A 26033-nucleotide genomic window follows, 5' to 3' on the forward strand; every position below is an offset into this window, starting at 1 on the left:
GCCCGGCGGCCGTCCCGCCGCGGCGCGTCGTGGCCGTTCCGAAACCCTTGGGAGGCGCTCGTGCGTAGAGACGCCGCCGCTGAGCCGGTCGAGATCGCCCTGGACCTCACGTACCGCTGCAACCAGTCCTGCCGCTTCTGCTTCCTGCCCGACAACCCCGCGCTCAAGCGCGGCCGGGGGGAGCTGACGCTCCCGCGCTGGAAGGCGCTCGTCGACGCCTTCGCGGGTCGTCCCCGCACCTTCCTTCTGACGGGGGGAGAGCCGCTGCTGCGCCGCGACCTGCCCGCCCTCATCGAGTACATCAAGAGCCGCGGGCACCGCGCCGTGCTGAGCACCAACGGCACCCTCCTCGACGAGAAGACCGCCGTCCGGCTCGTCGAGGCGGGGGTCGACGAGGTCGCGGTCTCCCTGCACGGCGACCGGTCGATCCATGACCATTACACGCGCCGCAGGGGCTCCTACGACAAGGCCATCGTCGGCCTGCGCTGCATGCTGCGCGCGCGCGCGGGCACCGAGACGCGCGCCGTCGTCCGCTGCACGATCCACCCGGGCAACCACCGCGTCCTCCACCGCCTCGCCCGCTCGCTCGTCGCGCTCAAGCCCGACGGGATCTCCTTCGGCCACCTCGAGTACTGCACGCGCGGAGCGCTGACGCTCAGCGCGAAGGCCGTGCGCGACTGCAAGGCGGGGAAGGTCTCCCTGCGCCCTTCGGAGGGCCGCGCCAAGGGCATCGACCCGCGCGTCGTCTGCGAGCAGGTCGCGCGCATCAGCTCGCTCGGGCGCCGCGACGTCGCCTTCTACCCGGATCTCGACGACTCCGGCATCCTGCGCTGGTACGACCCGAAGCTCCCCTCCGAGCGCCGCGGCGGCTGTCCGGCGCAGTGGGGCAGCCTGTGGCTGTCTCCCGCCGGAGAGGTGCTCACCTGCCAGCCATTGGCCCTGCCGATGGGGAGCGGGAAGGGCGCCGCGTGGCGCGCGTCCTGGGAAGGCGCGCGCTACCGCCGCTTCCGCGAGGCCCTGCGCGGCATGGGAGGCTGCCTTCCCATGTGCGCGCGCTGCGGACGCGAACAAGGGGAGCGCGCGTGAACGCGGAGGCCCCCGCCCGGACCCGGCCGGAGGCCGGGCGCGGGAACGCGGCCTGCGCGCTGAGCGTCGACGTCGAGGAATGGTGCCAGACGGTGCTCTTCGAGGGCGGGCCGCGCGACGACGGAGCGCGCACCCGCCTGCCGGAGAGCGTCTCCGGGCTCCTCGCCCTCCTCGAGCGCCGCGGCGTGAAAGCCACCTTCTTCTTCGTCGGCGCGCTCGTCGAGAAGTACCCGGAGACCGTGCTCCTCGTCGCCGCGCGCGGGCACGAACTCGCCAGCCACGGCTGGCGCCACCGCCTCGTCCACCGCATGGGCGCCGCCGAGTTCGAGGAGGACGTGCGCCGCTCCGTCGAAGCCCTGCGCCGGGTCTCCGGCGCCGAGGTCGTCGGCTACCGCGCGCCCACCTGGTCGCTGGGCCGGCACAAGGCGCTGGCCGCGGCGCTGCTCCCGCGGCTCGGGCTGCGCTACGACTCGAGCCTCTACCCTCTCGGCTTCCGGCCCGACGCCGAGCGCTTCCCGCGGACGCTCCCCGGCGGCCTCCTCGAGTTCCCGCCCTCGACCTTCCGCCTCCTCGGGGCGAACCTCCCTTTCGCCGGCGGGACCTTCCTGCGCTGCGCGCCCACCGGCTTCATCCTCGAGCGTCTGCGCGCCCTGCGCGCCGCCGGCCGGCCGGTCCACGCCTTCGCGCACAGCTGGGAGCTCGAGGGCCCGGCGCCCGAGGGCCTGCCGGCGTGGAAGCGCTGGGTCCAGTACGGGAACGTCGCGGGCGTGCGCGGCAAGCTCGAGGCCCTGCTCGAGGCCTTCCCTTTCTCTCCCGTGAGGGAGTGCCTCGGGCTATGAGCGCGCGCCGCGTCGACATCAAGGTCGGCTTCCAGTGCAACAACCTCTGCCACTTCTGCGTGCAGGGAGACAAGCGCGACCGCTTCCCCGACCGGCCCCTGCCGCGCATCCTCGCCGACCTGCGCCGCGCGCGCCGCGAGGGCATCGACGGGGTCGTGTTCACCGGCGGCGAGCCCACGCTGCACCGCGGGCTCCTCGACGCCGTCGCCGCGGCCCGGACGCTGGGATTTCGCGGCATCCAGATCCAGACCAACGGACGCAGCGCCGCCTACCCCGACTTCTGCCGGCGCCTCAAGGCCGCGGGCGCGACCGAGTTCTCGCCGGCGCTGCACGGTCCCGACGCGAAGACGCACGACGGCCTCACGCGCGCCCCCGGCAGCTTCAGGCAGACCGTGCAGGGCATCCGCAACGCCGTCGCCTGCGGGCTCTCCGTCATCACCAACAGCGTCGTGACCTCGAGCAACTACCGCAAGCTCCCCGCGCTGGCCCGCCTGCTCGTGGGTCTCGGCGTGCGCCAGTACCAGTTCGCCTTCATCCACATCGTCGGGCGGGCCTGGGAGAACCGGAGCTGGATCGTCCCGCGCAAGAGCGACGCCATGCCCTTCGTCCGCAAGGGGCTCGACGTCGGCCTGCGCGCCGGGGTCCGCTGCTACACCGAGGCCATCCCCTACTGCCTGATGAAGGGCTATGAGGCGTGCGTCGCCGAACGCATCATCCCCGACGGCCCCGTCGTGGACGCCGAGGAGACGCTCAAGAGCTTCCGCGCCTATCGGCAGGCGCACGGCAAGGCCAAGCGAGCCGAGTGCCGACGCTGCCGCTGGGACCCGGTCTGCGAGGGCCCCTGGAAGGAGTACCCGGAGATCCACGGCTGGGACGAGTTCGTCCCGGTGAGGGGGCGCGCGCGATGAGCCTGGGACTCCTCTCGCTGCTCAAGCCCGAGGATCCGCGCTGCTGCGACCTGCTCGGCGTGCTCGCCGGGGTCAAGCCCATGCTCCACGCGAGCGTGCGCGAGGAGGAGGCGCCGCGCTGGGACGCGCTCTGCCGGCGGCTCTCCCTGCGCCAGGCGCGACCGCTCATGCGCCCGGACCGGGGGACGGCCTTCCAGGACGGCGCGCGCATCGTCTTCGTCTCCCGCCGGGAGGGCGTCCTCAAGGCGGGCCTGCGCGCCTGGGCGCTGCCCCGCATCCCCGACAGCAACCGCGCGCTCGGGCGCCTGCTCGGCTATCCGGAGTGCTGCGTGCGCGCCTATCTGCGCTGGGCGCCGCGGCCGGGGAAGAAGGAGGAGGACCTCGTGCGCGCCCTCGCGGACCGCACCCCGCGGGCCGACGATCCCCTGCCCTTCCTCCTCAACGACCTCTTCACCTTCGCCTCCACCCCGCTGCGCGCGCAGAGGGGGGAGGACAAGCTCTACGCGCGCCTCGCGCGCGAGAACCGGGGGGAAGGGACGCTGGAGCGGGGCGTCGTCTCCTGGCACCCCTGCTCCTACCGCTGCGCGCCGAGCCTGCGCTCCGCGCGGGCCGTCTTCTCGCTCATGAAGCGCTTCTTCCCGGGCGACGCCCGGGCGCTGAGAGCGTTCCTGAGCCGGCCCGTGCTCTACTTCGACCGCTTCGCCTTCGCGGCGCTCGACGGCGCCCGCTTCTCGCGCGGGGAGCGCGGCGCCCGCGAGGTCCGCTTCTCTTCGGTCGGCGCTCCGCGGGCCCCGCTCCCGGCCGCCCTGCGGCGGCGCCTGGCCGGCGGGGAGCTTTCCGTCTCCCGCGGCGCCGTGCGCGCGGGAGGCCGCCGGCTGGCCGGGGCCCCGCTGCTGCTCGACTTCTCGGAGGGAACGGATGCCTGACATCGCCCTCTGGCACCGCTGCAACAACAACTGCGTGATGTGCACGAACCCCGACGAGTTCTTCGAGGCGGCGGGGAAGAGCTACACGCTGGCGCGCCAGCGCGAGAAGCTCGAGCGCTACCTCTCCGGGGAGTTCGACGTCTACTTCAAGAACACCCGGCTCGACGACTACTTCCTGCTCACGGGCGGGGAGCCGACGCTGCACCCGCAGGTCCTCGAGCTCATGGCCTTCTTCCGGCGCCGCGCCGGCTCGCGCGAGCTGCGCGTGCTCAGCAACGGCCGGCGCTTCTGCTACCGCGACTTCACCGCCGAGTTCCTGCGACGCGCGGGACGGCCGCTGCTGACGGCGGTCGCGCTGCACGCGGCGACCGCGCGCGCCCACGACGCGGTGACCCGGGTGCGCGGGAGCTTCGCGCAGACCGCGGCGGGCCTGCGCAACCTCCTCGAGCTGCGCGGCCGCGGCCAGGAGGTCGAGGTCCGCGTCATCCTGCACGCGAAGACCCTGGCCGGCCTCCCCGCCCTGCTCCGCTTCCTGCGCCGGGGCTTCGGCGACCCCTCGGCGTACCGGCTCACGCTCATCTACTTCGAGGTGGAGGGGCAGTCGGAGAAGAACCTCCGGCGCCTCTTCGTCCCGCTCTCCCGCGTCGCGCGCGTCCTCGCGAAGCAGCGGGGCCTCCTGGCCGCCTTCCCGCGCCTGGAGCTCTACCATTTCCCGCTCTGCGTGCTTGCGGCGGAGCTGCGGCCGAACGCCCGCGTGACCCTGCCGCGCTCCGACCGCGTCTATCCGCCGGTCTGCCGGCGCTGCCCGGCGAAGAGCCGCTGCTTGGGACTGATGAAGTGGTACGAGGCGCTCCACGGCGACGGGGAGCTTTCCGCCTTGAAGAGAGGAGAAGCATGAAGAAGGCCCTGCGACTCGCCGCGAAGAAGCTCGAGCTGCGCGACTACGACCCGCACCTCTGCGACCTCATGGGGGTGCTCGCCGGCGTGAAGCCGGTGCTCTACACCGACATCGTCCCCCGCGACGAGCGCTACATCCAGGACCTCTGCCGCGTCTTCAGCCTCCGCTACCGCCTGCCCGAGCGCGAGAAGGGCCGGCAGTTCCATGCGCAGCGCAAGACGATGGTGCTCATGGGGCGCCGGGACGAGGACCTCCGCGCCGCCGAGGAGAGCTGGCGCGGGCTCAACGAGCGCGACGCGAAGGTCTCGGCGAAGGCCAACATCGACTGGGGCGTACTGCTCGGCTACCCCGAGTGCTGCGTGAAGGCCTACCTGCGCTGGCGCACGGGCAGCGGCTGCGGCCGCCGCGGCGGGCACCTGGTGGGAGCCATCGCGGAGGAGACGCCCCTCGGAGGGCCGCTCCCCTTCCTCCTCAACAACGTCTTCAACTACTTCTCCCTCATCGGCGCCGGCGCCCGCGACGTCGAGCGCTACCGCCGCTTCATGCGGCTCAACCGCGACAAGGGGCTCGCCGTCTACAACGCGATCTCCTGGCACCCCTGCCAGTATCGCTGCAAGGAGAGCCTCTACCGGGCCGGCGTCGTCTACGGGCTCATGCGCCACTACTTCCCGGCGTGGGCGGACGCGATGCGCGAGAAGCTCGCGCGGCCGATGCTCTGTCTGGGCAAGTACGAGTTCGCGGTGTTCTCGACGGCGCGCGCGCGCCGGACCTCCTCCGGCGGCCTCGAGGTCGAGGTCGGCGAGGTCGCGGAGCCGCGCTCGCTGCTCTCGGCGGCCTTCGCCTCGCGGCTCGTGCGCGCCGGCGGCTTCACCCTGAAGGGCGGCCGGCTGAGCGTGGCGGGGAAGAAGGTCCCGCTCTCGGAGCCGGCGTACTGGCTGGACTTCCGCGGCCTGCAGGGGGCCGATTGAAGGACGCCGCGCTCGACGCGGGGGTCCGCGCCGCCGCCGCCGTCCTCTTCCTCCTCTGGGGCTGGCGCGCCGCGCGCGAGGACCTCGCGACCAAGCGCATCCCCAACCGGAGGGTGCTCCAGGGCTTCGCCCTCTGCGGGGCTCTGCTCGCCTGGGAGCTCGCGCTCACGGGGCTGGGCAACGCCGGGCGCGTCGAGCGCTTCCTCCTCTGGAACTTCTACGGGGACTTCGCCCGGCACCTCTCGCTCTGCGTGGTCGGCGGGCTCACGCTCTGGGTGGGCGGGGTCTGGCCGGCCGGCGACGCGAAGCTCTTCATGGCCTGCGCGGCCCTGCTGCCGCTGCTCCGCCCGGACCTGCGCCTCTTCCCGCACTCCCTCTTCCTCGGCATCCTCGTCAACATCTTCATCCCCGCGGCCGTCGTGCTCTTCACGGCCGGGCTGCGGCACCGGGCGACGGCGCCCTCCGACGGGACCTCGCTGCTCTTCCGCGCGGGGAAGGCCTTCGCCGCATGGCGCGCGGCGGCGCCGGAGACGCTCAAGCAGGTCCCGGCGTACGCCGTCAACCTCGCCGCCATCTTCCTCGTCCAGGCGCTGCTCTCGGAGGCGATGAGCGGCGGGCTCGCCCGCGTGCTGCGCCGCCCCACGCTCCTCTATTTCCTCCTCTTCTTCCTCTGGGAGCGCGCCTCCGTCTGGCTGCGCGACCGCCGCGCGGCCCGGGCCTCGCTCGTCCTGCTCGCCGTCTACCTGCTCTCCGCGTGGCTGCGCGAGCCGCGCCTGCTGGGCGTGCTGGGACTCTCGCTCGTGCGGATGCTCGAGTTCAGCCTCTTCTTCTTCCTCGGCCGCGTCGTCATCTCCGCCATCCTCGAGGGGCGCGCGACGCGCTGGATCATGCCCGAGGACCTGCGGCCGGGGATGGTGCTCACCCCGCGTCAGCTCGACATCCTTCGCTCCGACGAGGACTTCTTCGCCGAGCACTTCGAGCCCCTCTTCGTGGAGGGGGTCACCGAGGAGCAGGCCGCGGCGCTGCGCCAGTGGATGGCGACCCATCCGGTGAAGGACGCGCGCGTCGAGGTCAGCGAGGGGGAGCCCTTCGGGCTCTGGATCGTCGTCGGCTCGGCGCTCACCCTCCTGCTGGGCGGGGACCTGATCGGGCCGCTGCGGCGGCTGCTGGGGGGCGCGTGAAGACCGAGCTGGCCAAGGTCCCTCTGCGGCCGCAGGACCCGCACCTCTGCGACCTCTTCGGGGTGCTCGCGGGGGTCAAGCCCGTCCTTTATACGGACGTGCTGCCTTCGGAGGAGGTCTACATCCGCGACCTCTGCCGGGCGCTGGGGCTGCGCTGGCTCAAGCCGGAGCGGCCGTCCGGGAAGCATTTCCACTTCCAGAAGAAGGCCATGTTCCTCGTGGGACGCCGCGCGGGGGACCTCGCGGCGGCGGCGCGCTGCTGGCGGGGACTGCTCGCGCCCCCGGCCGGCGGGCCGCGGGGACCGAGCGCGTCTTTGCGCAACAACTTCGACTGGGGCTGCTGGCTCGGCTACCCGGAATGCTGCGTGCGCGCCTACCTGCGCTGGCGCGACGAGCGCGACGCCGGCGCGGCGAGCGCCGACCTGGTGCGCGCGACCGCCGAGGCCACCCCCGCGGGAGGGCCGCTCCCCTTCCTGCTCAACGACGTGTTCAACCACTTCTCGCTGCTCTCGACGGCCGCCCGCGCTCAGGACAAGCGGCGCTACGAGCGCTTCATCGCCCTCAACCGCGGCCTCATGCTGCCCTCGCTCAACGCCGTCTCCTGGCATCCGTGCACCTACCGCTGCGAGGAGAGCCTCTATAAGGCCGGCGTCGTCTACGGCCTCATGCGCCGCTACGCGCCGGACTGGGCGCGGCGCATCCGCGAGGGGCTGGCGCGGCCCGTGCTCCACTTCGGGAAGTACGAGTTCGCGGTCTTCGAGGACGCGCGCTCGCGCCGGGGCCCCGCCGGGGCCCTGCGTGTCCGGGCCGGGAAGCTGCGCGCTCCGCGCTCGCTGCTCTCCCCGGGGCTGCGGACGCGGCTGACACGCGCAGGGGGCTTCGAACTCCGCGCCGGGGCGCTCGTCGTCGGCGGCAAGGCGGTCGCGCGGCCGGAGCCGCCGCTCTGGCTCGACTTCCGCGGGACCCAGGGGTGCGTCGCATGAGCGCCGCGCGGGTCAAGAAGGTCGTCGTCTTCACCGACTACCGCTGCAACAACCGCTGCGTCTTCTGCATCGACGCCTGCAAGCGGGACCTCCCCGCGCGCGGGACGAAGGAGGTGCTCCGGGACGTCTACCGCGCCGCCCGCGAGGGGGCCGGCTATCTCGAGCTCATCGGCGGCGAGGCGCCCATCCGGCCGGACTTCCTCCAGCTCGTACGCACCGCCCGCCGGCTCGGCATCCCGAAGATCGTCACCGCGACCAACGGGCGGGCCTTCGCGCTGCGCTCCTTCGCCGGGGCGGCCGTGCGCGCGGGGCTCACCGACGTGATGTTCTCCCTGCACGGCGACACCGCGGCGGTCCACGACCGGGCGACGCGCAGCCCGGGAAGCTTCCGCCAGCTCCTCGCGGGCATCGCGAACCTGCGTCGGCTCGGCTTCAGTCGCATCCACGGCAACACCACGGTCTATAAAGGGAACCTCGCGCGGGTGCCGGCGATCGCCCGACTCTACGCGCGCCTGGGCGTCGAGTTCGTGGAGTACATCTTCGTCGACCCCACCTACGGAGGGGCCCACGACGACTTCGCGCGCCTCGTCCCGCGCATCTCCCGGGCGGCCCCGCGCATGCGCTCGGCGCTCGAGGTCGGCCGCCGGGCCGGGTACCGGGAGTGGCTGGTCCGCTACGTCCCGCTCTGCCACTTCCAGGGCTGGGAGGAGCAGGTCAGCGAGCGGGTCGAGCGCCGCCTCTTCCACACCCGGCACTGGGCGCCGGATTTCCGCAACGAGGACGTGAGCTCCTCCCGGGCCCGGATCGCCCGGCGCAAGCCTCCGCGCTGCCGCCCCTGCGCTCTATACAAGGAATGCGAGGGCATCTGGACCGAGTACCTGCGCCGCTACGGTGACGCCGAACTCCACCCGGTCTTGAAGTCCAAGCGCGCTAAAAAGCAAATATAACGCTCATTTTGCGTTTGGCTCCCGCTCACGCGGCTGAAAACGCGTTTTATTGTTTTTTCGCTGAAAAGCGAGTCTTCCCGTCGGAGAAAGGCCCCCGGAGGCCTCCAAAATTTATATCATGAGACCTCGTAAACAGGGCTCCGGCCCTATCTTGGAGGAGTAAACCTCATGGACGAGACGCGCATCAGCAACATCCCCGCACGGGTGGCCCGCCTCAAGGACATCGCTCAGAACCTCTGGTGGAGCTGGAACCCCCCGGCCCGCGGACTTTTCAAGTACATCGACCGCACCCTCTGGCGCAACACGAACCACAACCCGGTGAAGCTGCTCTCGCTGTGCCGCAAGGAGCGGCTCGAGGCCGTCGCGAAAGACCCGACGTTCCTGCAGTGGTACGACGCCGTCCTCATCGACTTCGACAAGTACATGGCGCCCAAGAAGACCTGGTTCTCGGGCGCGCACCCCGGGAACAAGGACTCCGTGGCCTACTTCTCGGCCGAGTTCGGCGTGCACAACTCGCTGCCCATCTACTCGGGCGGCCTGGGCGTGCTGGCCGGCGACCACTGCAAGTCCGCCTCCGACCTCGGCGTGCCGCTCGTCGGCGTGGGCTTCATGTATCCGCAGGGCTACGTCCAGCAGCGCATCGGCATCGAGGGCTGGCAGCAGAACTACTACGACTTCCTCGACTGGGACACCTCGCCGGTCTCGCCGGCGCAGATGCCCGACGGCAGCCGCTGCATCCTGCGCCTGAACCTGGGCACCTGGCCGCTGCACATCGGCGTCTGGAAGGTGCAGGTCGGGCGCGTGCCCCTCTATCTGATGGACACCAACGTCGAGGGCAACGACGTCGGCGACCGCGACATCTCGAGCCGGCTTTACGGCGGCGACCGCATCATGCGCCTGCGCCAGGAGATCGTGCTCGGCATCGGCGGCGTGCGCATCCTGCGCGCGCTCGGCCTCGAGGCGAAGGTCTTCCACGCCAACGAGGGCCACGCGGCCTTCCTCATGCTCGAGCGCATCCACGAGCTGGTGATGCAGGGCAAGAACTTCGAGGAGGCCCGCCGCGAGGTCGCCGAGACCACCGTCTTCACGACCCATACCCCGGTCCCGGCCGGCCACGACGTCTTCCCCGAGGACCTCGTCTCCGAGTACTTCCGCAGCTACTGGGAAGCGCTCAAGCTCGACAGCGAGGAGTTCCTTCGCCTGGGCCGCGCGCCCGGGGGCGGGGACGGCTGGAACATGACCGCGCTCGCGCTGCGCCTCTCCGGCCGCCGCAACGGCGTCAGCCGCCGCAACGGCATGGTCTGCCGCCAGATGTGGCAGCCGCTCTGGCCGAACAAGTCCGTCGACGAGGTCCCGCTCGGGCACGTGACCAACGGCGTCCACCTGCCGACCTGGGTCAAGCAGTCCATGTGCACGCTCTACGACCAGTACGTCCCGGGCTGGCGCGAGCACCAGGACGACCGGCGCCTCTGGCGCAAGGTGCACTCCATCCCCGACGAGGAGCTCTGGACGGTGCACATGCGCAACAAGCGCGAGACCATCAACCTGGTCCGCGACGTCGTGCGCGCCCGCTGGATGAAGGACCGGCTCGACAACTCGCAGGTCATCGCGGGCGGGGCGCTGCTCGACCCTGAGGCGCTGACCATCGGCTTCGCGCGGCGCTTCGCCGGCTACAAGCGCGCGACGCTCATCTTCCGGGATATGGACCGGCTCAAGAAGCTCCTGCTCGACCCCTGGCGGCCCGTGCAGATCATCTTCGCGGGCAAGTCCCACCCGGCCGACGAGAACGGCAAGAAGCTCATCTCGCAGGTCTATCAGCTCGCGCGCGACCCGGAACTCGGTGGGCACATCGCCTTCATCGAGGACTACGACATGCACAAGGCGCGCTACTTCGTGCAGGGCTGCGACCTGTGGCTCAACAACCCGCTCTTCCCGCTCGAGGCCTGCGGCACGAGCGGCCAGAAGGCCGCGGCCAACGGCGTCCCCAGCCTCAGCATCCTCGACGGCTGGTGGGAGGAGGCCTACAACCGCGAGAACGGCTGGGCCCCGCCGGACAACTCCGAGCTCCCGCCGACCGAGCACGACGAGGCGGACGCGAAGGCCATCTACTCGCTGCTCGAAGAGAAGATCGTCCCGCTGTACTACGACCGCGCGGCCAACGACGTGGCCGTGGGCTGGTGCCGGGTGATGAAGGAGTCCATCGCCACCGTGGCGCCGGTCTACTGCTCCGACCGCATGGTCAAGGACTACGTGGACCAGCTCTACTTCCCGGGACCGACCCAGCAGGAAGCGCGCGAGACCGCCGCCGTCGGCGCGTCCGAGCGCATGGAGCCGCCGACCCCGACCTGATTGGGACTCCTTTCCTTCCTTAACTCCCCTTCCCGCGGGAAGGGGGAGGGGAAGGGGGAATGGCCGGACCTGATCCGCAAGGAGACGCTTGCCCCACCGCTTCAAGGACGAGTGGCTCGTTCGCGCGGCCCTGACCCTTCCCGGGATGAACGGGAAGGAGCTCGAGTGCATGCGCGAGAGCGGCAAGCCCTGGCTGGCCCACCTGATCATCGAGGCGGGGCGCGCCTCTCCCGACGAGCTCCTGAAGGCCGTTCAGTCGGTGCATTGCGTCGATTCCGCCGACCCCGGCCCGGGAGAGATCGACAAGATGGCGCTCGGGCTCATCCCCGAGAAGGTCTGTCGGGCCCGGACGGTCCTGCCCTATCGCGCTCACGGCGACTCCATCGAGGTCCTGACCTGCGCCCCCATCGACATGGACCTGCTGCAGGACGTGCAGGCGGTCTGCGGGCGTCAGCCGCGCGCCCTCTATGTCCTGCCCGAGCGGCTGCTCGCGCTCATCGACGGGGTCTATAAAGGAGATTCCGTCGTCTTCGAGCTGCTCAAGCGGGTCGAGGAGAAGGACAAGGTCGAGGTCGTCGACGCGGTCCAGGCGGCCGCCGGGGCGGAGTCCCCGGTCATCCGGCTCGTCGACTCCCTCATCGCCCGCGCCGTGCGCATGGGCGCTTCCGACATCCACGTCGAGCACGAAGAGACCTCGAGCGTCGTGCGCATGCGCGTCGACGGGATCCTGAAGACGGTGCTGACGCTCCCGCGCGTCCTCGCCGCCGGGGCCGTGGTCTCGCGCATCAAGATCATGGCGAACCTCGACGTGGCCGAACACCAGCAGCCCCAGGACGGGCGGGCCAAGCTGCGCGTGGGCGGCGTCGACATCGGCCTGCGCGTCTCGACTCTGCCGACGACCTGGGGCGAGAAGGTCGTGCTGCGCGTCCTCGACCGGCGCACGGCCGAGGTCCCGCTCGGGAAGCTGGGTCTGCGGCCCGACCTCATCGAGCGCCTCAAGAAGCTGCTCGCACTGCCTCAAGGCCTCCTCTTCGTGACCGGCCCGACCGGCTCGGGCAAGACCACGACGCTCTACTCCATCCTCAGCTCCATGAAGACGGGCGACACGAACATCGTGACGGTCGAGGACCCCGTCGAGTACCGGCTCGAGGGGATCAACCAGGTCCAGGTCAACGAGAAGCGCGGCCTGACCTTCGCCGGCATCCTGCGCTCCGTGCTGCGCCAGGACCCCGACATCATCCTCGTCGGCGAGGTCCGCGACCATGAGACGGCCGACATCGCGCTGCAGGCGGCGCTGACCGGGCACGTCGTCCTCTCCTCGCTGCACACCAACGACGCCGTCGGCGCCGTCCCGCGCCTCGCGGACATGGGCGCCGAGCGCTTCAAGATCGCCTCGGGCCTCGTCGGGGTGCTCGCCCAGCGCCTCGTGCGCCGGCTCTGTCCCGACTGCCGGACGAAGGGCGACCCGTCGAAGCTCGACGCGGACCTGCGAGCGCTCATGGAGAAGTGGAAGATCGCGCCCGCCTTCATGGAGGCGAAGGGCTGCCTCAAGTGCGATTTCTCCGGTTATAAGGGACGCCTGCCGCTCCTCGAACTCTTCGAGGTCGACGCCGGGATGCGTGAGAAGATCTCCGTCGGGATGAGCGAGGGGGCGCTGCGTCAGGAAGCGCTGAATTCGGGGATGCTCTCGCCTTTGAGCCGCGACGCCGCCTGGCATGTCGCCGGCGGCGACACCTCCGTCGTGGAGGCGCTGCCGTTCCTCGGTCTTGAAGCGTCGCGGCCTTCTGAAGCGAAGGCGCCGGCGGAGTCCGCTCCGGTGCCGTCCCTCAAGAAGCGCGTGCTCGTCGCCGACGACGATGCGGTCGTGCGCGTGATCATGCGGCAGGTCCTCGTCAAGGAGGGCTACGAGGTCGAGGAGGCCGTCGACGGAGTGAAGGCCCTCGAGCGCGTCGCGGCCTGGCAGCCGGACCTGCTCGTCTGCGACCTCAACATGCCGAACCTCGACGGCTTCGGCGTCATCCGCAGCGTGCGCGAGAACCTCGGCCGCGGCGACCTGCCCATCATCGTGATGACCGCCGAGACCGACGACCGCAGCCAGGAGACGGCCCTCGCGCTCGGCGCCGACGACTACATCGTCAAGCCGACGAAGCCGCCCATCATCCTCGCCCGCATCCGCGGGATCTTTCGGCGCTTAGAGAAATAGCCGTTTTCCTAAGAGCACCTAAAATAGCCTGGGGCGGCCTTGGCGGGGCCGAGTTTGGCCCGAATGCGCGGCGTCCGCGGCGCGGGCATACCCGAAGGTATGTACGCGTCGCGGCAACAACGCAGGCGGGTCGAAATCGGCCCCGCCCGAAGGGAAGCCCCGATATAGGGCCGATACCATTGTTGGGCCGCCGGGTACATAGCGCTGCGGCTATGCCCCCGGCATCCCGTCGCGGTCTCGACCCTATCTCGGGGCTTCCAAGGCCACCCCAGGTTATTTTAGGTGCTCTGCTCCCCTTCCTGCGGGAGGGGGAAGGGGGAGGGGGGATTTCTGTTGTCGAAGATTCCCTCCACCCTGCCCTATCCGCCGCCTGCCGCGCCGGGACATGGAGGCAGCGGGAGTGGGGAGGGGGGGCGGAGGGGATTCCCTAACTCTCAGGGAATCCGCTACGCGGATTCCCTGCCCCGCACGACGGTGCCGGCCCAGAGGTCGTGCCAGCCGCGGCGGTCGCGCTCCCAGAGCGCCCAGAGGTAGCCGAACATCACCGCGTAGCCGGAGATGAGGGAGAAGAGGGAGCGTACGAAGGCGTCCTTCCAGTCGAAGGCGGCGCCGTCCATGCGGGCGACCTCGAGCTTGAGCACGCGCTTGCCCGGGGTGGCCTTCCAGAGGCCGAGGAAGAGCGTCGAATAGAGGAGCCAGAAGAGGGGGAAGGCGACGTTCTTCCTGCGGCGCTCCGTGCGCACCGAGACGCCGTCCTCGTCGTAGAGCGTCGTGGAGTCCTCGTCGTCCTCGTCCGCGCGCTTCGACCGATGTGCGTCGACCTGAACGCCCGTCTTGTCGAGCGCGACCTTCGCGTTCTTCGCGTCGACCCGGATGCCGCCCTTGCCCAGCGTGACCTTCGTGCCGTCGTCGCCCTCGACGTGCAGACCGTCCTTGCCGAGCTGGACCTTCGTGCCGTCCTCGCCGATGACGGTCCGCCCTTCGGCGAGCTGCGCGAGGGGGTCGTCCTTCGGGGCTTTGTAGCCGACATGCACCCGCTCGCTCTCGCCGCCGGTGAGGATGCCCACGAGCATGCCCACGAGGACGAGGTCGATGAGGACGGCGACGCCCCGGCGCCACAGAGGAGGGCGCCCGGAGGCTCCGGAGGGGACGGGGTAGGCCTTCGGCTCGGGCCCCGCGGGAGCGCCGCGCAGGGCGCTGAAGAAGCCGGCGGGACGCGGGAGGCTCTCGCCGCTGCCGACCGGGCTCTCCTTGCGCACCTTGTAGACGCGGACCTTCTCGGGGATCCCCTTGAGCTGGAGGAGGCCGACCTCGCTGGAGGGCACCTCGGTCTTGTTCATGGCGAGGTAGACGGCTTCGGTGAAGAAGACCTCGCCGGCCTTGGCGATGCTCTCGATGCGGGCGGTGATGTTGACCGGCTCGCCGAAGACGTCGTTTTCGGCGAGGTTGACCTCGCCGGCGTTGATGGCGATGCGCACCTCGATGCGGTCGTCCTCGGGGATCTCGGCGTTGTGCTTGGAGAGGACCTCCTGGACGGCGATTCCCGCGAGGACGGCGTCGGTGGGGCTCTCGAAGACCATGAGGAAGGCGTCGCCGATCGTTTTGATGAGTCGTCCGCCGCGCCCCTCGAGGGTCGGGAGCACGAGCTCACGGTGCTTGTCGAGGAGGGCCTGGATGTCCGAACGGCTGCGCCGGGAGGTCTTGTCGGTGAAGCCCTTGATGTCGGTGAGGAGGATGGTGAGGTGGCGGGTGACGGGCTGGGACATGGAGGCCTCTCTTAAGGGGAATCTTACTTAGTTTCGGGCGCCCGGTGCCTAGCTCCCCTCCCTCTTCGAGGGAGGGATCCGAATAGCGGACGGCACCGGGAACTTTATCGCTCCTCGATCGTAACCTCTGCATGGGAGCGGCGGAGACGGACGGACGGATCCTCCGGGGAGGGGCGGAGTGCGCGGCCCTCGCGGTCGCGCGCAAGCTCCTGACGCGCTCGCGCCGCGCTCCGCGCCGGCGCCGGCTCGAGCTCGCGCTGCTCGCGAGCGCCGACCTTGCGGGCCTGCCGCTCTCGTCGCTGCCGCGCTGGCGGGTCTGGGGCGCGCCGGGAGAGGGGCCGCGCGCGCAGCGCGCCCGGGAGGCTCAGGAGGCGCTCGACGGCCTGCGCCGCCTGCTCAGGGAGCTCTGCCGACTCTATAGGGTCCCGCTCGAGGAGGAGGGCCCGGAGAGGGCGGTGACGGCCCTTCGGCTGAGCTCGGGGCTTCGGATGAGTTCGCTGCGGGGGTGGACGGCTCCTCCGGGCCGCGCCCGCGCCGCGGCGCCGGAGCGCGCCGACCTCGAGTACCTGCTCTGGCTCGTCTTCGGGAAGCCCGCCTTCCGGCCCGGGCAGGCCGAGGCGGTCTCCCGCCTGCTGAGGGGAGAGGACGTCTTCGCGGTGCTGCCGGCCGGCGGAGGGAAGTCGCTGGTCTACCAGCTCGCGGGCCTGCTGCGGCCGGGCGCCGCGCTCGTCCTCGAGCCCACCCTCGCGCTCATAGAGGACCAGCTGAGGACGCTCGCCGGAGCCGGCATCGACTCCGCCGAGGCCCTCACCGGGGAGTCCAGCGGCTCGCCGGAGGGGGCGCGCGCGCTCGCGCGGCTGCTGCGCGGCGACTGCTCCTTCTTCTTCGTCTCCCCCGAGCGCCTGCAGACGCCGGGCTTCCGCCGCGTCCTCGCGCGCGTCGCGGCCGGCCCGGGCCTCGCGCTGGCGGCCGTCGACGAGGCGCACTGCGTCTCGGAGTGGGGGCACGACTTCCGCGTCCCCTACCTGCGCATCGCCGCCGCACTCGGCGAGCGCCCGCCGCTGGCCGCTCTCAGCGCGACCGCTCCCGCGCCCGTGCGCGCCGACGTCCTGCGCCGGCTGGCGATGGCTCCGGGGAGCGTCGTCGAAGCGGCCGGTCCCGGCGCCGCCCTCCCGCGCGTGCGCATCCTGCGCTGCCGCGAGGACGAGAAGCCCGCGCGGCTGCGCGCCATCCTGGGCGGGGGCGGAGGGGGGATCGTCTTCTGCCCCCACGCGCTCGGAGCGCACGGCGCCGCCGGCGTCGCGGGCGCCCTGCGCGCGGAGGGCTTCGCGCCGCTCCTCTACCACGGGCGTCCGCCGGCCGGCGTCGAGGTTCCGGCCTGGCGCGCGGAGCTGCGCGCGGCGTCCGCCGCCTTCGGCTCGGGCGAGGAGGCGCTGCTCGTCGCGACGAAGGCGTTCGGCCTGGGAGTGGACCGGCCGGGCGTGCGGCGCACCGTGCACTACGGGCTGCCCTCCTCGCCCGAGGCCTTCCGGCAGGAGGCCGCGCGGGCCGGGCGCGACGGGCGCGTCCCCGAGGCCTGGGTGCTCTTCCGCGTGGACGGGGAGCGGCGCGCGCGGCGCTGGCTCGACCCGGCGTTCCCGCATGCGCGTTTGCGGGCGGAGGTGGAGGCGGCCGATCCCGCGCGGGACGACGACGTCCTGCGCCTGCTGCGCCTGCATCTGGGCGGGTTCCGGGGAGCGGACCGCGAGCTCGACGACGTGCGCGAGCTCCTCGAGCGGCTCGGGGAGCCCTTCCGCGCGGGGCCGCGGCGGCTGCGTCTGCCGGGGCAGCACCGGCCGCTCGTCGAGCGCGCTCTTCAGCGGCTGCTCGAGGGCGGGGCGGCCGTCGACTGGCTCGTCGACTACCGGCGCGAGGAGTACCGCGTCGTCCTCGGCGGGGCGGCCCCGGCGGAGCTCGAGGCCGCGCTCGCGCGCGAGGCGCAGCTGCTGGGGACGACGCCTCCCCCCGCGGGGGGCTGGCCCGCGGAGCCGCGGGCGCGGGCGCAGGAGGCGGCGCGGCGCGCGGCGGGGCTGGTCTACGCGGTCGTGGAGCCGGCGCGGCGGGCGGCGCTGGGGGCGGCGGTGCGGGCCTGTCTGGAGGAGGACGCGGGGGCCCTGCTGGGGGCTCAGATCCCGGCGGCGGCGCGGGAGAAGAAGTCGGTCGGGTCCGAGGAGGAGCCGAGGTCCGGCGGCTCGGCCGGCGGCTTCACCTTCCAGCCGAGGTCGTGGAGCATCTGGAAGAAGGCGTTGAAGAACGCGGCGATGAGGGGCTGGAGCATGAAGCCGACGTTCTCGAAGTTGTTGTTCTCCGCGTTCGAGGTGTAGTTGTAGGAGCCCGAGGCCACCAGCCGTCCGTCGACGATGACGAACTTGTTGTGGTTCTTCTCGAACATCCAGGGCCCGTGCGGGTCGGGGCCGGCGAGGAGCTTGACGTCGAAGCCGTAGTAGGCGAACCACTCGTCGAGCTTCATCATCTTCGCCTGCGAGGCGTCGAGCACGACGCGGACCGCCACGCCCCGCTCCTTGGCCTGCAGCAGGGCCTCGGCGATGGACTTCGAGTAGAAGGTGAACATCGAGAGGTCGATCGTCGACTTCGCCGCGCCGATCGCGCGGATGATCGCGCCCTCGATGCCGCCGTCCGGGGAGGCCATCGTGCGCGGGAAGCGCTCGCCGTTGAACTCGACGGCGAGGTCGGGGTCGGCGGGGACGGGGGTCGCGGGGTCCTGTCCCGTCCACTGCTCGGCCTGGTCGACCGGCAGCGAGAGCCCCTTCATCCACTCCCAGTAGGCCTCGAGGAAGCGCACGCGCTCGACCTCGTCGGTGAAGAGGATGTTCTCGAAGTGGTTGTACTCGGCGGTGTCGGTCCAATTGAAGGAGCCGAAGAGCGTGAGGGCGTGGTCGAAGACGGCGATCTTGTTGTGCATGATGCCGTACTTGCCGGCGCCGCGGAGCGCGTGGACCGTGAAGCCCTCGTCGATGAGGGCCTGGATCTGCGCCTTGCGCTGGGGCCTGTCCCCGTCGGGGTCCTTCCCCTGCGGGAAGAGGTGCGACCAGTCGAGGATGATCTCGATGTCCACGCCGCGCGCCTTGGCGCGCCGCAGGGCCGCGAGGATCTCGTCGAGCGTGAACTCGTAGAGGGCGATGCGCAGATGGTGCTTCGTGGCGTCGATGGCCTTGGCGATGAGCGGGGCGATGGGCGACTGGGGGCGCACCGCGGCGGCGGGCAGCTCGACCCCGTTGAAGACGACCTTGCCCGGGTCCGGCAGCCGCGGGATCGCGGGCGCGGGGGGCAGCGGCGCGTGCTCGATCTGGAGCTCGGCGAGCAGCTCGGCGTCGGTCGGCAGGACGGGCTCCGCGGAGGGCGCCGCGAGCTTCGTCGCCCGGCGCATCCGGTAGAGGTCCGCGAAATAGGCGGCGAAGAGCTCGACGTCCTCCTTCTCGGTCAGGAAGTGGCCGTTCTCGAAGCTCATGCTGAAGCCGTTCTTCGTCCAGTTCATCGAGCCCGACTGCAGGAGGCTCCCGTCGATCACCATGAACTGGTTGTTGTTGCGGCCCGGGTTCTTGGGGTCGGTCGTGGGGCCGGCGATGACCTTCACCGCCGCGCCGTGGTAGGCGAGCCACTGGGCGTAGGGCTTCATGTACTCGCGCTCGGCCTGGCCCTTGTCCAGGAGGAGGCGGACCTTCACCTGGCGGTCGAGCGCGCGCTTGAGCGCCTCGGCGACCCGGGTCGAGCGGAGGGTGAACATGGCGACGTCGATGCTCTCCTGGGCGGCGTCGATGGCCTTCACGGTCCAGTCCTCGGCCTCGCCGCCGGGGGAGAAGAAGTACGCGGGCAGCGAGGTCCCGTTGAACTTCACCGGGAGGGAGGCGTCTTTGGGCGGCGCCGGGGCCGTCTTCGGCCACTTCCAGTCGTGCGCCTTCTCATAAGGGAGGGACTGGGAGATCATGTAGTCCCAGAAGCGGCGCAGGCCTTCGACGCGGTGGGGGTCGTCGGAGAACTGGGTGGCGTCGAACTCGTTGCCCTCGGAGTCGGGGATCCAGCGGCCGGAGCCGAAGACCGCGAGCTTGTCGTCGACGACCGCGAACTTGCTGTGCTGGAGGCCGTAGACCCAGAGGCCCGAGACCACCGAGATGTCGAAGTCCTCGTTGGCCAGGAGCTGGAGCTGGGTGTCGCGGCGCGAGGCCCACTCGGGGTGGCCGGGCCTGGTCGGGAACATGTTGTCGACGGCGACGATGATGCGGACCTTCACTCCGCGGGCCTTGGCCCGGCGCAGGGCGCGGAAGACGCCGTGCATGCGGAACTCGGCGAAGGCGATGACGACCTCGGTCTGCGCGGCGTCGATGGCCTCGACGATCTTGGACTCGAGCTTTCCCGAAGGGCGCAGCGCGACGGCCGGGAAGTCGTGCCCGTTGTAGGTGACCGTGCGCGCCTCGTAGACCGGGGCGACGGCCTCGGGGTCGAGGCTCTGCTCGACGACGCCGCGGCGGTTCGCGCCGCTGTAGGCGCGCAGCCCGGGGGCGCGGCGCTCCGAGAGCGTCCCGAAGGAGCTTCGGGAACCCCCGCGCGAGTCCGAGACGGCGACCGTTCCCTCCAGGGTGCCGGCCTCGCTGAAGACCTTGCGCTCGAAGTAGCGCTCGGCGCCGGCGCGCTGGGCGGTGAGGGAGTCGTCGGAGGAGGGGAGGGCGAGCTGGGCGCCCAGGCGGCCGAGCGCGGGCAGGAAGCGCCGCGCGGAGAGGACTCCCGAGAGCGCGGCGGAGATCTGCGTCATCCGGCGGCTCACGGAGCTCCGGCGGACCGGGGAGACGCGCAGCTGGTCGGGATGGACGGGGGAGGCCTCGGGGTTCGGGGCCGCGGTCGGGGACTGAGAGTCCCCGACCCCCTCACCCCCCGCTACCCCCTCTCCCATGGGATGGGCGAGGGGGCCGGAGGGGATGGACGCGGCCGAGGCGGCGGGCTGGGCGGCGGTGTTCAGGGCGGGGGCGGCCGGCAGCTCGATAGAGGGGGAGACGGCGAGGTTCGGAGCGGGGAGAGCGAGGGGGGTTCCGGCGCCGGAGATGTTCAGGGGGACGCTCAGCGCGGTCCCGGCGGCGACGGGAACGACCCCCGCGACGGAGCTCGGGGCCGTCGGGGCGATGGAGCGCGCGAGCTGGGCCGGAGCGGCGGACTCCAGCAGCAGGACGAGCGCGAGGGAGAGCGACAGAATGCGCCTCATCCTTATTAGGGTAGCCCACGATGGGGGAGGCCCACAGGTGCCGAGGGCCCATTCAAGGGTAGGCAGACGGCCCAAGCCGGCCTGGGCCTTTCAGATGGCTATCCTCATACGCATCAAATGCTTTAAAACAGGGTGGTTTTTTGACATGATGGATATCTAGGAGGCCGTGATGAACTGGGAGTGGAAGACGATCATCGAGCCGTTCAAGATCAAGTGCGTGGAGCCCCTCGGCTTCACGACCCGCGCCGAGCGCGACGGCATCCTCCGCGAGGCGGGCTACAACCTCTTCAACGTCCCGGCCGACAAAGTCCTCATCGACCTCCTGACCGATTCCGGCACCTCCGCCATGTCCGCCGAGCAGTGGGCGGGCATCATGCGCGGCGACGAGTCCTACGCGGGCGCCCGCAGCTTCTTCGTCTTCGAGCGCGCCGTGCGCGAGCTGACCGGCCTGCGCGAGGTCATCCCCGTCCACCAGGGCCGCGCGGCCGAGCGCATCCTCTTCTCCATCCTCGGCGGCAAGGGCAAGACGGTCATCGCGAACTCCCACTTCGACACGACCCGCGCCAACGTCGAGGTCTCGGGCGCCGAGGCCCTCGACCTCCCCGCCCCCGGGGCCCTGCGCTTCGACCAGCCGGGCGCCTTCAAGGGCGACATGGACGTCCACGCGCTCGAGACGAAGATCCGGGAGATCGGCGTCGCGAAGATCCCGATGGTCATCATGACGGTGACCAACAACTCGCTGGGCGGCCAGCCGGTCTCCATGCGCAACCTGCGCGAGGTCTCCGAGATCTGCCGGCGCCACCGCATCCCGGTCTTCCTCGACTGCGCCCGCTTCGCCGAGAACGCCTGGTTCATCAAGAAGCGCGAGCCCGGCTACTCCACCCGCTCGGCGCGCGAGATCGCGCGCGAGATGTTCTCCTACGTCGACGGCTGCATGATGAGCGCCAAGAAGGACGCGCTCGTCAACATGGGCGGCTTCCTCGCGCTCAACGACCCCGACCTCGCGCGCCGCTGCCGCGAGGTGCTCATCATCGGCGAGGGCTTCCTCACCTACGGCGGGCTCTCCGGCCGCGACCTCGAGGCCATGGCCATCGGCCTCCATGAGGTGCTCGACGAGGAATACCTCCAGTACCGCATCCGCTCGACCGAGTACCTCGGCGACGGCCTGCGCAAGGCCGGCATCCCCATCGTCGAGCCCCCCGGCGGCCACGGCGTCTACATCGACGCCAAACGCCTGCTGCCCCACATCCCGCCCTCCCAGTTCCCGGCGCAGACGCTGACCTGCGAGCTCTACCTCGCCGGCGGCATCCGCGGCGTCGAGATCGGCTCGCTGATGTTCGGGCACGAGAAGGACGGGGTCTTCCAGGGCGCCCCGATGGAGCTCGTGCGCCTCGCCATCCCGCGGCGCGTGTACACCCAGAGCCACATCGACTACGTCATCGAGGTGGGCGCCGACATCGCGAAGCGCGCCAAGAGCCTCAAGGGGCTGCGCCTCGTCGACGCGCCCGAGCACCTGCGCCACTTCATGGCGCGCCTGGCGGTGGCGGCCTGAAACGATGAAGCCGCGCGTCCTCCTCCTCAGCCCCGACAAGGCCCTCGCCGAGGCCTGCGCCAAGACCTGCGAGGTCCGCGGCGCGCTCTTCGAGGCCGCCGCCGACGCGGCGACCGCTCGGCGGCTGTGGCAGAAGGAGGATTCGAAGCTCGTGGGCGTGCTCGCGGACGCGGCGGGCATGCGTCTGGAGGACCGCCGCGCGCTCATCGGGCTGCACATGGAGCCGGGCGCGCCCCCGCTCGCGCTGCTCGAGCCGCCCGTCGTCCCCGACCCCATGGCGCCGACGGAATCGGTGCAGACGCTGCGCTGGCCCATCGAGCAGTCCACGCTCGACGCCCTGCGCGGGCTCGACGCCGTCCCGACGCTCTTCCTCACCGACCCGACGCTCCATGTGACGGGGATGCTCCAGGCCCGCCTCCAGTCGGTCGGCCTGCAGACCCTCATCATGGAGACCGTCATCGGCGTCGGCGAGGTCCTCAAGCAGTCGGCCGCGGCGATGCCGGAGAAGCCGACCGAGAAGGGCGGAGGGGTCTTCGCGCGGCTCATGGGGAACAGGCCCGCGGAGGGCGCCGCCTCCAGCGGCTTCGCGAACTTCGTCGTCGCTCCGTGGAAGGGAGACGTCTTCGAGGCCGAGGTCGTCGAGTACCGCCTGCGCGCCGAGATCCCCGCGGTGAGGGTCTTCCTCGTCACGGCGATGGGGCCGGTGCACGCGGCCGAGCGCAACCTGCGCCACAACCGCCCGGCCTTCGTGCCGCGCGGGGACTTCGGCCCGGCGATCGACCTCCTTCTCGGGCGGCCCACCGACGATCCGCGCTCCCAGGGACGCGTGCTCTACTGCGACAACTTCAAGCCTTCGCTCATCCAGGTCTCCGCCGGGCTCATGGCCGACGGCTACGAGGTCTCGGCGATGATGAAGGCCGAGGAGGCGCTCGAGGCCGCGCAGACCGACCGCTACCACATCGCGGTCGTCGGCGCCGCCCTCGCCTACGCCCAGCACACCGGCATCGAACTCGCCCAGAAGATGCGCGAGCACGACCCGGACCTGCGCATGATCCTCATGGTGGACCGCTATCCGCTCAACACGGCCCTGCAGGGGGTCAGCCAGGTCGTCGAGGTCGGCCTCGACGACTGCCTCCTCAAGCCCGTCGAGCCCTCGCGGCTCAAGTTCTCGATCTCCCGCGCGCTCGAGCGCCGGCGCCTGCTCCTCGAGAACGCGCGCCTGCTCGACGAGCTGAAGCTCACCAACGCCCAGCTCGAGCAGCTCAACAGCTTCCAGAACAAGTTCTTCGCCACGGTGGCCCACGACGTCAAGAACCCGCTGACCGCCATCCGCGGCTACGCCGAGCTCCTCTCCTGGAAGATCAAGGAGGCGGAGCTGCTCAAGTGCGTGAACCACATCATGTCCTCCTCGAAGACGCTCGAGGCCCTCATCAGCGACCTCGTCGACTTCGCCGCCATCGAGTCCGGCAAGCTGCGCGTGAACGTACAGGAGATGGACCTCGCGGCGGTGGTCGCCGAGGTCCGCTCGCGCGTGCAGGTCGTCGCCGACAAGCGCCAGATCGAGTTCCAGGTCAGCGTCCCCGACGACCTCCCCAAGTTCAACGGCGACCCGCTGCGCGTCGGCCAGGTCATCCAGAACCTCTGCACGAACGCCATCCAGTACACCCCGGAGAAGGGGAAGGTCTACCTTCACGTGCAGCGCTCGGCCGCGGTCGTCACGGTGAGCGTCCGCGACACCGGCATCGGCATCTCGAAAGAGGACCTGCCCAAGATCTTCAACCGCTTCTTCCAGGCCCAGAACGCCCAGCAGATGCGCCGGGCCGGCTTCGGCCTGGGACTCAAGATCGCGCAGGAGATCGTCAAGGCGCACGGCGGCGGCATGGGCGTGGATTCCGAGCTCGGCAAGGGCTCGGTCTTCTACTTCACCCTCCCCGTCCCGACCGCGCCGGCGGGGACCGCCGCGACCCCGCCGCCCATGCCGGGCGCCGCGCCGGGGCTCCCGACGTTCGGCGGCCCGTACACGCCTCCGCCGCAGAAGCCGCCGCCGACGAAGCTCTGACCGGGTCGGGGAGCCTCGGCGGACGAGGGGAGGCTGGGATTTCCGAACCTGCATGAGAGACTGCTCGTCGCTCAAGAAGCTCCTTCCGGGCCGCGCCTTCGACGGTGAGGCCGACCTCCTGACCTATTCCTACGACGCGGCGCTCGAGCGCGCCCGGCCGGACGCCGTGGTCCTCGCCGAGAGCGTCGAGGACGTGCGCGCGGCCGTGCGCTGGTGTTCGGAGAACCGCGTCCCCTACGTCGCCCGCGGCGCCGGGACCAACCTCAGCGGCGGCTGCGCTCCCCTGCGGGGCGGGGTCGTGGTCTCGACGGCCCGCTTGAAGCGGATCGTCTCCGTGGACACGCGCGAGGGCTCCGTCGTCGTCGAGCCGGGGGTCGTCAACCTCGACTTGCAGAAGCGTCTGGAGGCCTGCGGCTGGTTCTACGCGCCCGACCCCGCCTCCTACAAGGTCTGCACGCTGGGGGGGAACCTCGGCGAGAACGCCGGCGGCCCGCGCTGCCTCAAGTACGGCGTCACGACCAACCACCTGCGAGCGCTCGACGTCGTCATGCCCGACGGCGCGCTCGAGCATCTCGACCTCAAGGACCCCGGACTGGAGCTCGCGAGCCTGCTCTGCGGCTCCGAGGGCACGCTCGGCGTCATCACGAAGGCCTGGCTCGACATCACGCCGATGCCGACCTCCATCGCGACCCTGCTCGTCGCCTTCAAGTCGCTCGAGGACGCGATGGCCTGCGTCGCCGGGACCATCGCCGCGGGCGTGCTCCCGCGCGTCATGGAGGCCATGGACCGGCTCACCGTCGATTCCATCGAGGCGTACGTTCCCGCGGGCTACCCGCGCGCCGAGGCCGTCCTGCTCATCGAGCTCGAGGGCGCGGGCCGCGTGCTCGAGGCCGAACTCGAGAAGGTGTCGGAGCTCTGCCGCCGCCACGGCGCGACCGAGATGAGGACGGCGAAGGACGAGGCCGAGCGCGAGCGTCTGTGGGAAGGCCGGCGCAGCGCCTACGCGGCGCTCGCGCGCCTTGCGCCCAACGTCTCGGTCGAGGACGGCGTCGTGCCGCGCAGCCGCCTGCCCGAGGCCGCGCGCCGCACCCGCGAGATCTGCGCGTCGTACAAGGCCGAGGCGGGCCTGCTCTTCCATGCCGGCGACGGGAACCTCCATCCCAACGTCATCTTCGACGAGCGCGACCGCGCCCAGACCGAGCGGGTGCGCCGCGCCGGGCGCGAGGTCCTGCGCGCCTGCGTCGAGCTCGGCGGCTCCATCTCGGGCGAGCACGGCATCGGCGCCGAGAAGCGCGCCGCGATGACCTGGCTCTTCAGCCCCGAGACCCTGACGCTCTTCCGCCGCGTCAAGGAGGCGCTCGACCCCGAGGGGCTCGCGAACCCGGACAAGCTCCTGCCCCTGCCGGGCGAGGTCCTGGAGGGCGAGCCGCGCCCGAAGGCCCGGCCGCTCTCTCCCGCCGCGCAGGCCCTCGTCGACGCGGTGCGCGAGCGCGTCCGCGCGAAGCGGCCCTTCTCCGTCTTCGGCTCCCGCACCCGCCTTCCCGGCGAGGTCGCCGCCGTCCATAAGGCCGGCGCGCTCACGACGCGCGGGCTCGACGCGGTCCTCGAACTCGAACGCGCGGACTTCGTCGCCGTCGTCGAGGCGGGCATCCCGGTCCGGGAGCTGCGCCGGCGCCTGGAGGCCGAAGGCCTCTACGCGCCCCTGCCCGAGGACGGCGGGACGCTCGGCGGCGCCCTCATGACGAAGGCGCACCCGCCGCTGCGCGACGCGCTGCTGGGCCTGCGCGTGCTGCTCGCCGACGGCTCCGTCTGCGAGCTGGGCGCCAAGGTCGTCAAGAACGTGGCCGGCTACGACGTGCCGCGCCTGCTCCTCGGCTCCTGGGGGACGCTCGCCGTGGTCCTCGAGGTCACGCTGAAGCTCTCCGCGATCCGTCCGCTCGGGCCCGCCGCCGCCGAGGCCCCGCGGCCGCCGCGCATGGGCTCCTGGCATCGCCGCCTCAAGCACGGGCTCGACCCGCACGCCCTGCTCAATCCCTGGTACGCGCAACGCTATGGGTAGAGGAAGATCTTTTATGAAGCAGCGATCCTCCCTCTCCCTGCCCACGCCGCCGCCTTCG

Annotated in this window: 16 protein-coding genes and 1 pseudogene; 15 read left to right on the plus strand and 2 right to left on the minus strand. The window is 71.4% G+C overall.

Annotation, left to right across the window (positions count from 1 at the left end; all coding sequences use genetic code 11):
- The first annotated feature begins 60 nt into the window (after positions 1-60).
- The 11 genes from WC969_13490 to WC969_13540 all read left to right on the plus strand — a co-directional run bounded on the left by WC969_13490 (position 61) and on the right by WC969_13540 (position 13288).
- A complete protein-coding gene (locus tag WC969_13490; GenBank protein ID MFA6030866.1) occupies positions 61-1086 on the plus strand; it encodes a radical SAM protein in 1026 nt (341 codons plus the stop codon).
- Positions 1083-1925, plus strand: coding sequence for a polysaccharide deacetylase family protein (locus tag WC969_13495; protein MFA6030867.1), 843 nt, complete (start codon positions 1083-1085; stop codon positions 1923-1925). Before WC969_13490 ends, WC969_13495 begins: the two co-directional genes overlap by 4 nt.
- Positions 1922-2833, plus strand: coding sequence for a radical SAM protein (locus WC969_13500; protein MFA6030868.1), 912 nt, complete (start codon positions 1922-1924; stop codon positions 2831-2833). Before WC969_13495 ends, WC969_13500 begins: the two co-directional genes overlap by 4 nt.
- Entirely contained in the window at positions 2830-3759 is a 930-nt protein-coding gene (locus tag WC969_13505; GenBank protein ID MFA6030869.1) for a hypothetical protein, read from the plus strand. The genes WC969_13500 and WC969_13505 overlap by 4 nt, the downstream gene beginning before the upstream one ends.
- Positions 3752-4657 carry a radical SAM protein gene (locus tag WC969_13510; protein ID MFA6030870.1) on the plus strand — a complete coding sequence of 302 codons (906 nt, stop codon included), beginning with the start codon at positions 3752-3754 and terminating at the stop codon, positions 4655-4657. Before WC969_13505 ends, WC969_13510 begins: the two co-directional genes overlap by 8 nt.
- A complete protein-coding gene (locus tag WC969_13515) occupies positions 4654-5625 on the plus strand; it encodes a hypothetical protein (GenBank protein MFA6030871.1) in 972 nt (323 codons plus the stop codon). Before WC969_13510 ends, WC969_13515 begins: the two co-directional genes overlap by 4 nt.
- Positions 5622-6806, plus strand: coding sequence for a hypothetical protein (locus WC969_13520; protein MFA6030872.1), 1185 nt, complete (start codon positions 5622-5624; stop codon positions 6804-6806). Before WC969_13515 ends, WC969_13520 begins: the two co-directional genes overlap by 4 nt.
- Complete coding sequence (locus tag WC969_13525; GenBank protein ID MFA6030873.1) at positions 6803-7789, plus strand: hypothetical protein; 987 nt, start codon at positions 6803-6805, stop codon at positions 7787-7789. The genes WC969_13520 and WC969_13525 overlap by 4 nt, the downstream gene beginning before the upstream one ends.
- A complete protein-coding gene (locus WC969_13530) occupies positions 7786-8736 on the plus strand; it encodes a radical SAM protein (GenBank protein ID MFA6030874.1) in 951 nt (316 codons plus the stop codon). The genes WC969_13525 and WC969_13530 overlap by 4 nt, the downstream gene beginning before the upstream one ends.
- Positions 8737-8904: 168 nt before the next feature.
- Positions 8905-11085, plus strand: a complete 2181-nt coding sequence (gene glgP / locus WC969_13535; protein MFA6030875.1) for an alpha-glucan family phosphorylase — start codon at positions 8905-8907, stop codon at positions 11083-11085.
- A gap of 88 nt (positions 11086-11173) precedes the next feature.
- On the plus strand, positions 11174-13288 hold the full coding sequence (locus tag WC969_13540; GenBank protein ID MFA6030876.1) for a type II/IV secretion system protein: 2115 nt from the start codon (positions 11174-11176) through the stop codon (positions 13286-13288).
- Positions 13289-13734: 446 nt separating this feature from the next.
- On the opposite strand, the gene WC969_13545 is transcribed toward WC969_13540, so the two are convergent.
- The gene (locus WC969_13545; protein MFA6030877.1) at positions 13735-15054 is read right to left on the minus strand and encodes an RDD family protein; all 1320 of its coding nucleotides are present in this window, start codon (positions 15052-15054) and stop codon (positions 13735-13737) included.
- A 488-nt stretch (positions 15055-15542) separates the two neighbouring features.
- Here WC969_13545 and WC969_13550 point away from each other — a divergent pair.
- Positions 15543-16604 (plus strand): annotated as a pseudogene (locus WC969_13550) (DEAD/DEAH box helicase).
- A gap of 614 nt (positions 16605-17218) precedes the next feature.
- On the opposite strand, the gene WC969_13555 reads toward WC969_13550, so the two are convergent.
- Positions 17219-20305 (minus strand): phospholipase D-like domain-containing protein, encoded by a 3087-nt coding sequence (locus WC969_13555; GenBank protein ID MFA6030878.1) that lies wholly within the window; start codon positions 20303-20305, stop codon positions 17219-17221.
- A gap of 169 nt (positions 20306-20474) precedes the next feature.
- On the opposite strand from WC969_13555, the gene WC969_13560 reads away from it, so the two are divergent.
- Genes WC969_13560 through WC969_13570 form a run of 3 tightly spaced genes read left to right on the plus strand, consistent with a single transcriptional unit; the run spans position 20475 to position 25975 of the window.
- Positions 20475-21857 carry a tryptophanase gene (locus tag WC969_13560; GenBank protein ID MFA6030879.1) on the plus strand — a complete coding sequence of 461 codons (1383 nt, stop codon included), beginning with the start codon at positions 20475-20477 and terminating at the stop codon, positions 21855-21857.
- Between the two features lie 4 nt (positions 21858-21861).
- The gene (locus WC969_13565) at positions 21862-23916 is read left to right on the plus strand and encodes a hybrid sensor histidine kinase/response regulator (protein ID MFA6030880.1); all 2055 of its coding nucleotides are present in this window, start codon (positions 21862-21864) and stop codon (positions 23914-23916) included.
- 52 nt (positions 23917-23968) lie between these two features.
- Entirely contained in the window at positions 23969-25975 is a 2007-nt protein-coding gene (locus tag WC969_13570) for an FAD-linked oxidase C-terminal domain-containing protein (protein MFA6030881.1), read from the plus strand.
- Positions 25976-26033: the final 58 nt, after the last annotated feature.

It is taken from the genome of Elusimicrobiota bacterium (genome assembly GCA_041660925.1).
Lineage (GTDB): Bacteria > Elusimicrobiota > Elusimicrobia > UBA1565 > UBA1565 > JBAZUV01.

What these genes read in the sequence shown, in the direction of transcription:
- WC969_13500 (MFA6030868.1), top strand. Translation starts at nt 1,922, where the DNA reads ATGAGCGCGCGCCGCGTCGACATCAAGGTCGGCTTCCAGTGCAACAAC.
- WC969_13505 (MFA6030869.1), top strand. Translation starts at nt 2,830, where the DNA reads ATGAGCCTGGGACTCCTCTCGCTGCTCAAGCCCGAGGATCCGCGCTGC.
- WC969_13510 (MFA6030870.1), top strand. Translation starts at nt 3,752, where the DNA reads ATGCCTGACATCGCCCTCTGGCACCGCTGCAACAACAACTGCGTGATG.
- WC969_13515 (MFA6030871.1), top strand. Translation starts at nt 4,654, where the DNA reads ATGAAGAAGGCCCTGCGACTCGCCGCGAAGAAGCTCGAGCTGCGCGAC.
- WC969_13530 (MFA6030874.1), top strand. Translation starts at nt 7,786, where the DNA reads ATGAGCGCCGCGCGGGTCAAGAAGGTCGTCGTCTTCACCGACTACCGC.
- glgP (MFA6030875.1), top strand. Translation starts at nt 8,905, where the DNA reads ATGGACGAGACGCGCATCAGCAACATCCCCGCACGGGTGGCCCGCCTC.
- WC969_13545 (MFA6030877.1), bottom strand. Translation starts at nt 15,054, where the DNA reads ATGTCCCAGCCCGTCACCCGCCACCTCACCATCCTCCTCACCGACATC.
- WC969_13555 (MFA6030878.1), bottom strand. Translation starts at nt 20,305, where the DNA reads ATGAGGCGCATTCTGTCGCTCTCCCTCGCGCTCGTCCTGCTGCTGGAG.
- WC969_13560 (MFA6030879.1), top strand. Translation starts at nt 20,475, where the DNA reads ATGAACTGGGAGTGGAAGACGATCATCGAGCCGTTCAAGATCAAGTGC.
- WC969_13565 (MFA6030880.1), top strand. Translation starts at nt 21,862, where the DNA reads ATGAAGCCGCGCGTCCTCCTCCTCAGCCCCGACAAGGCCCTCGCCGAG.
- WC969_13570 (MFA6030881.1), top strand. Translation starts at nt 23,969, where the DNA reads ATGAGAGACTGCTCGTCGCTCAAGAAGCTCCTTCCGGGCCGCGCCTTC.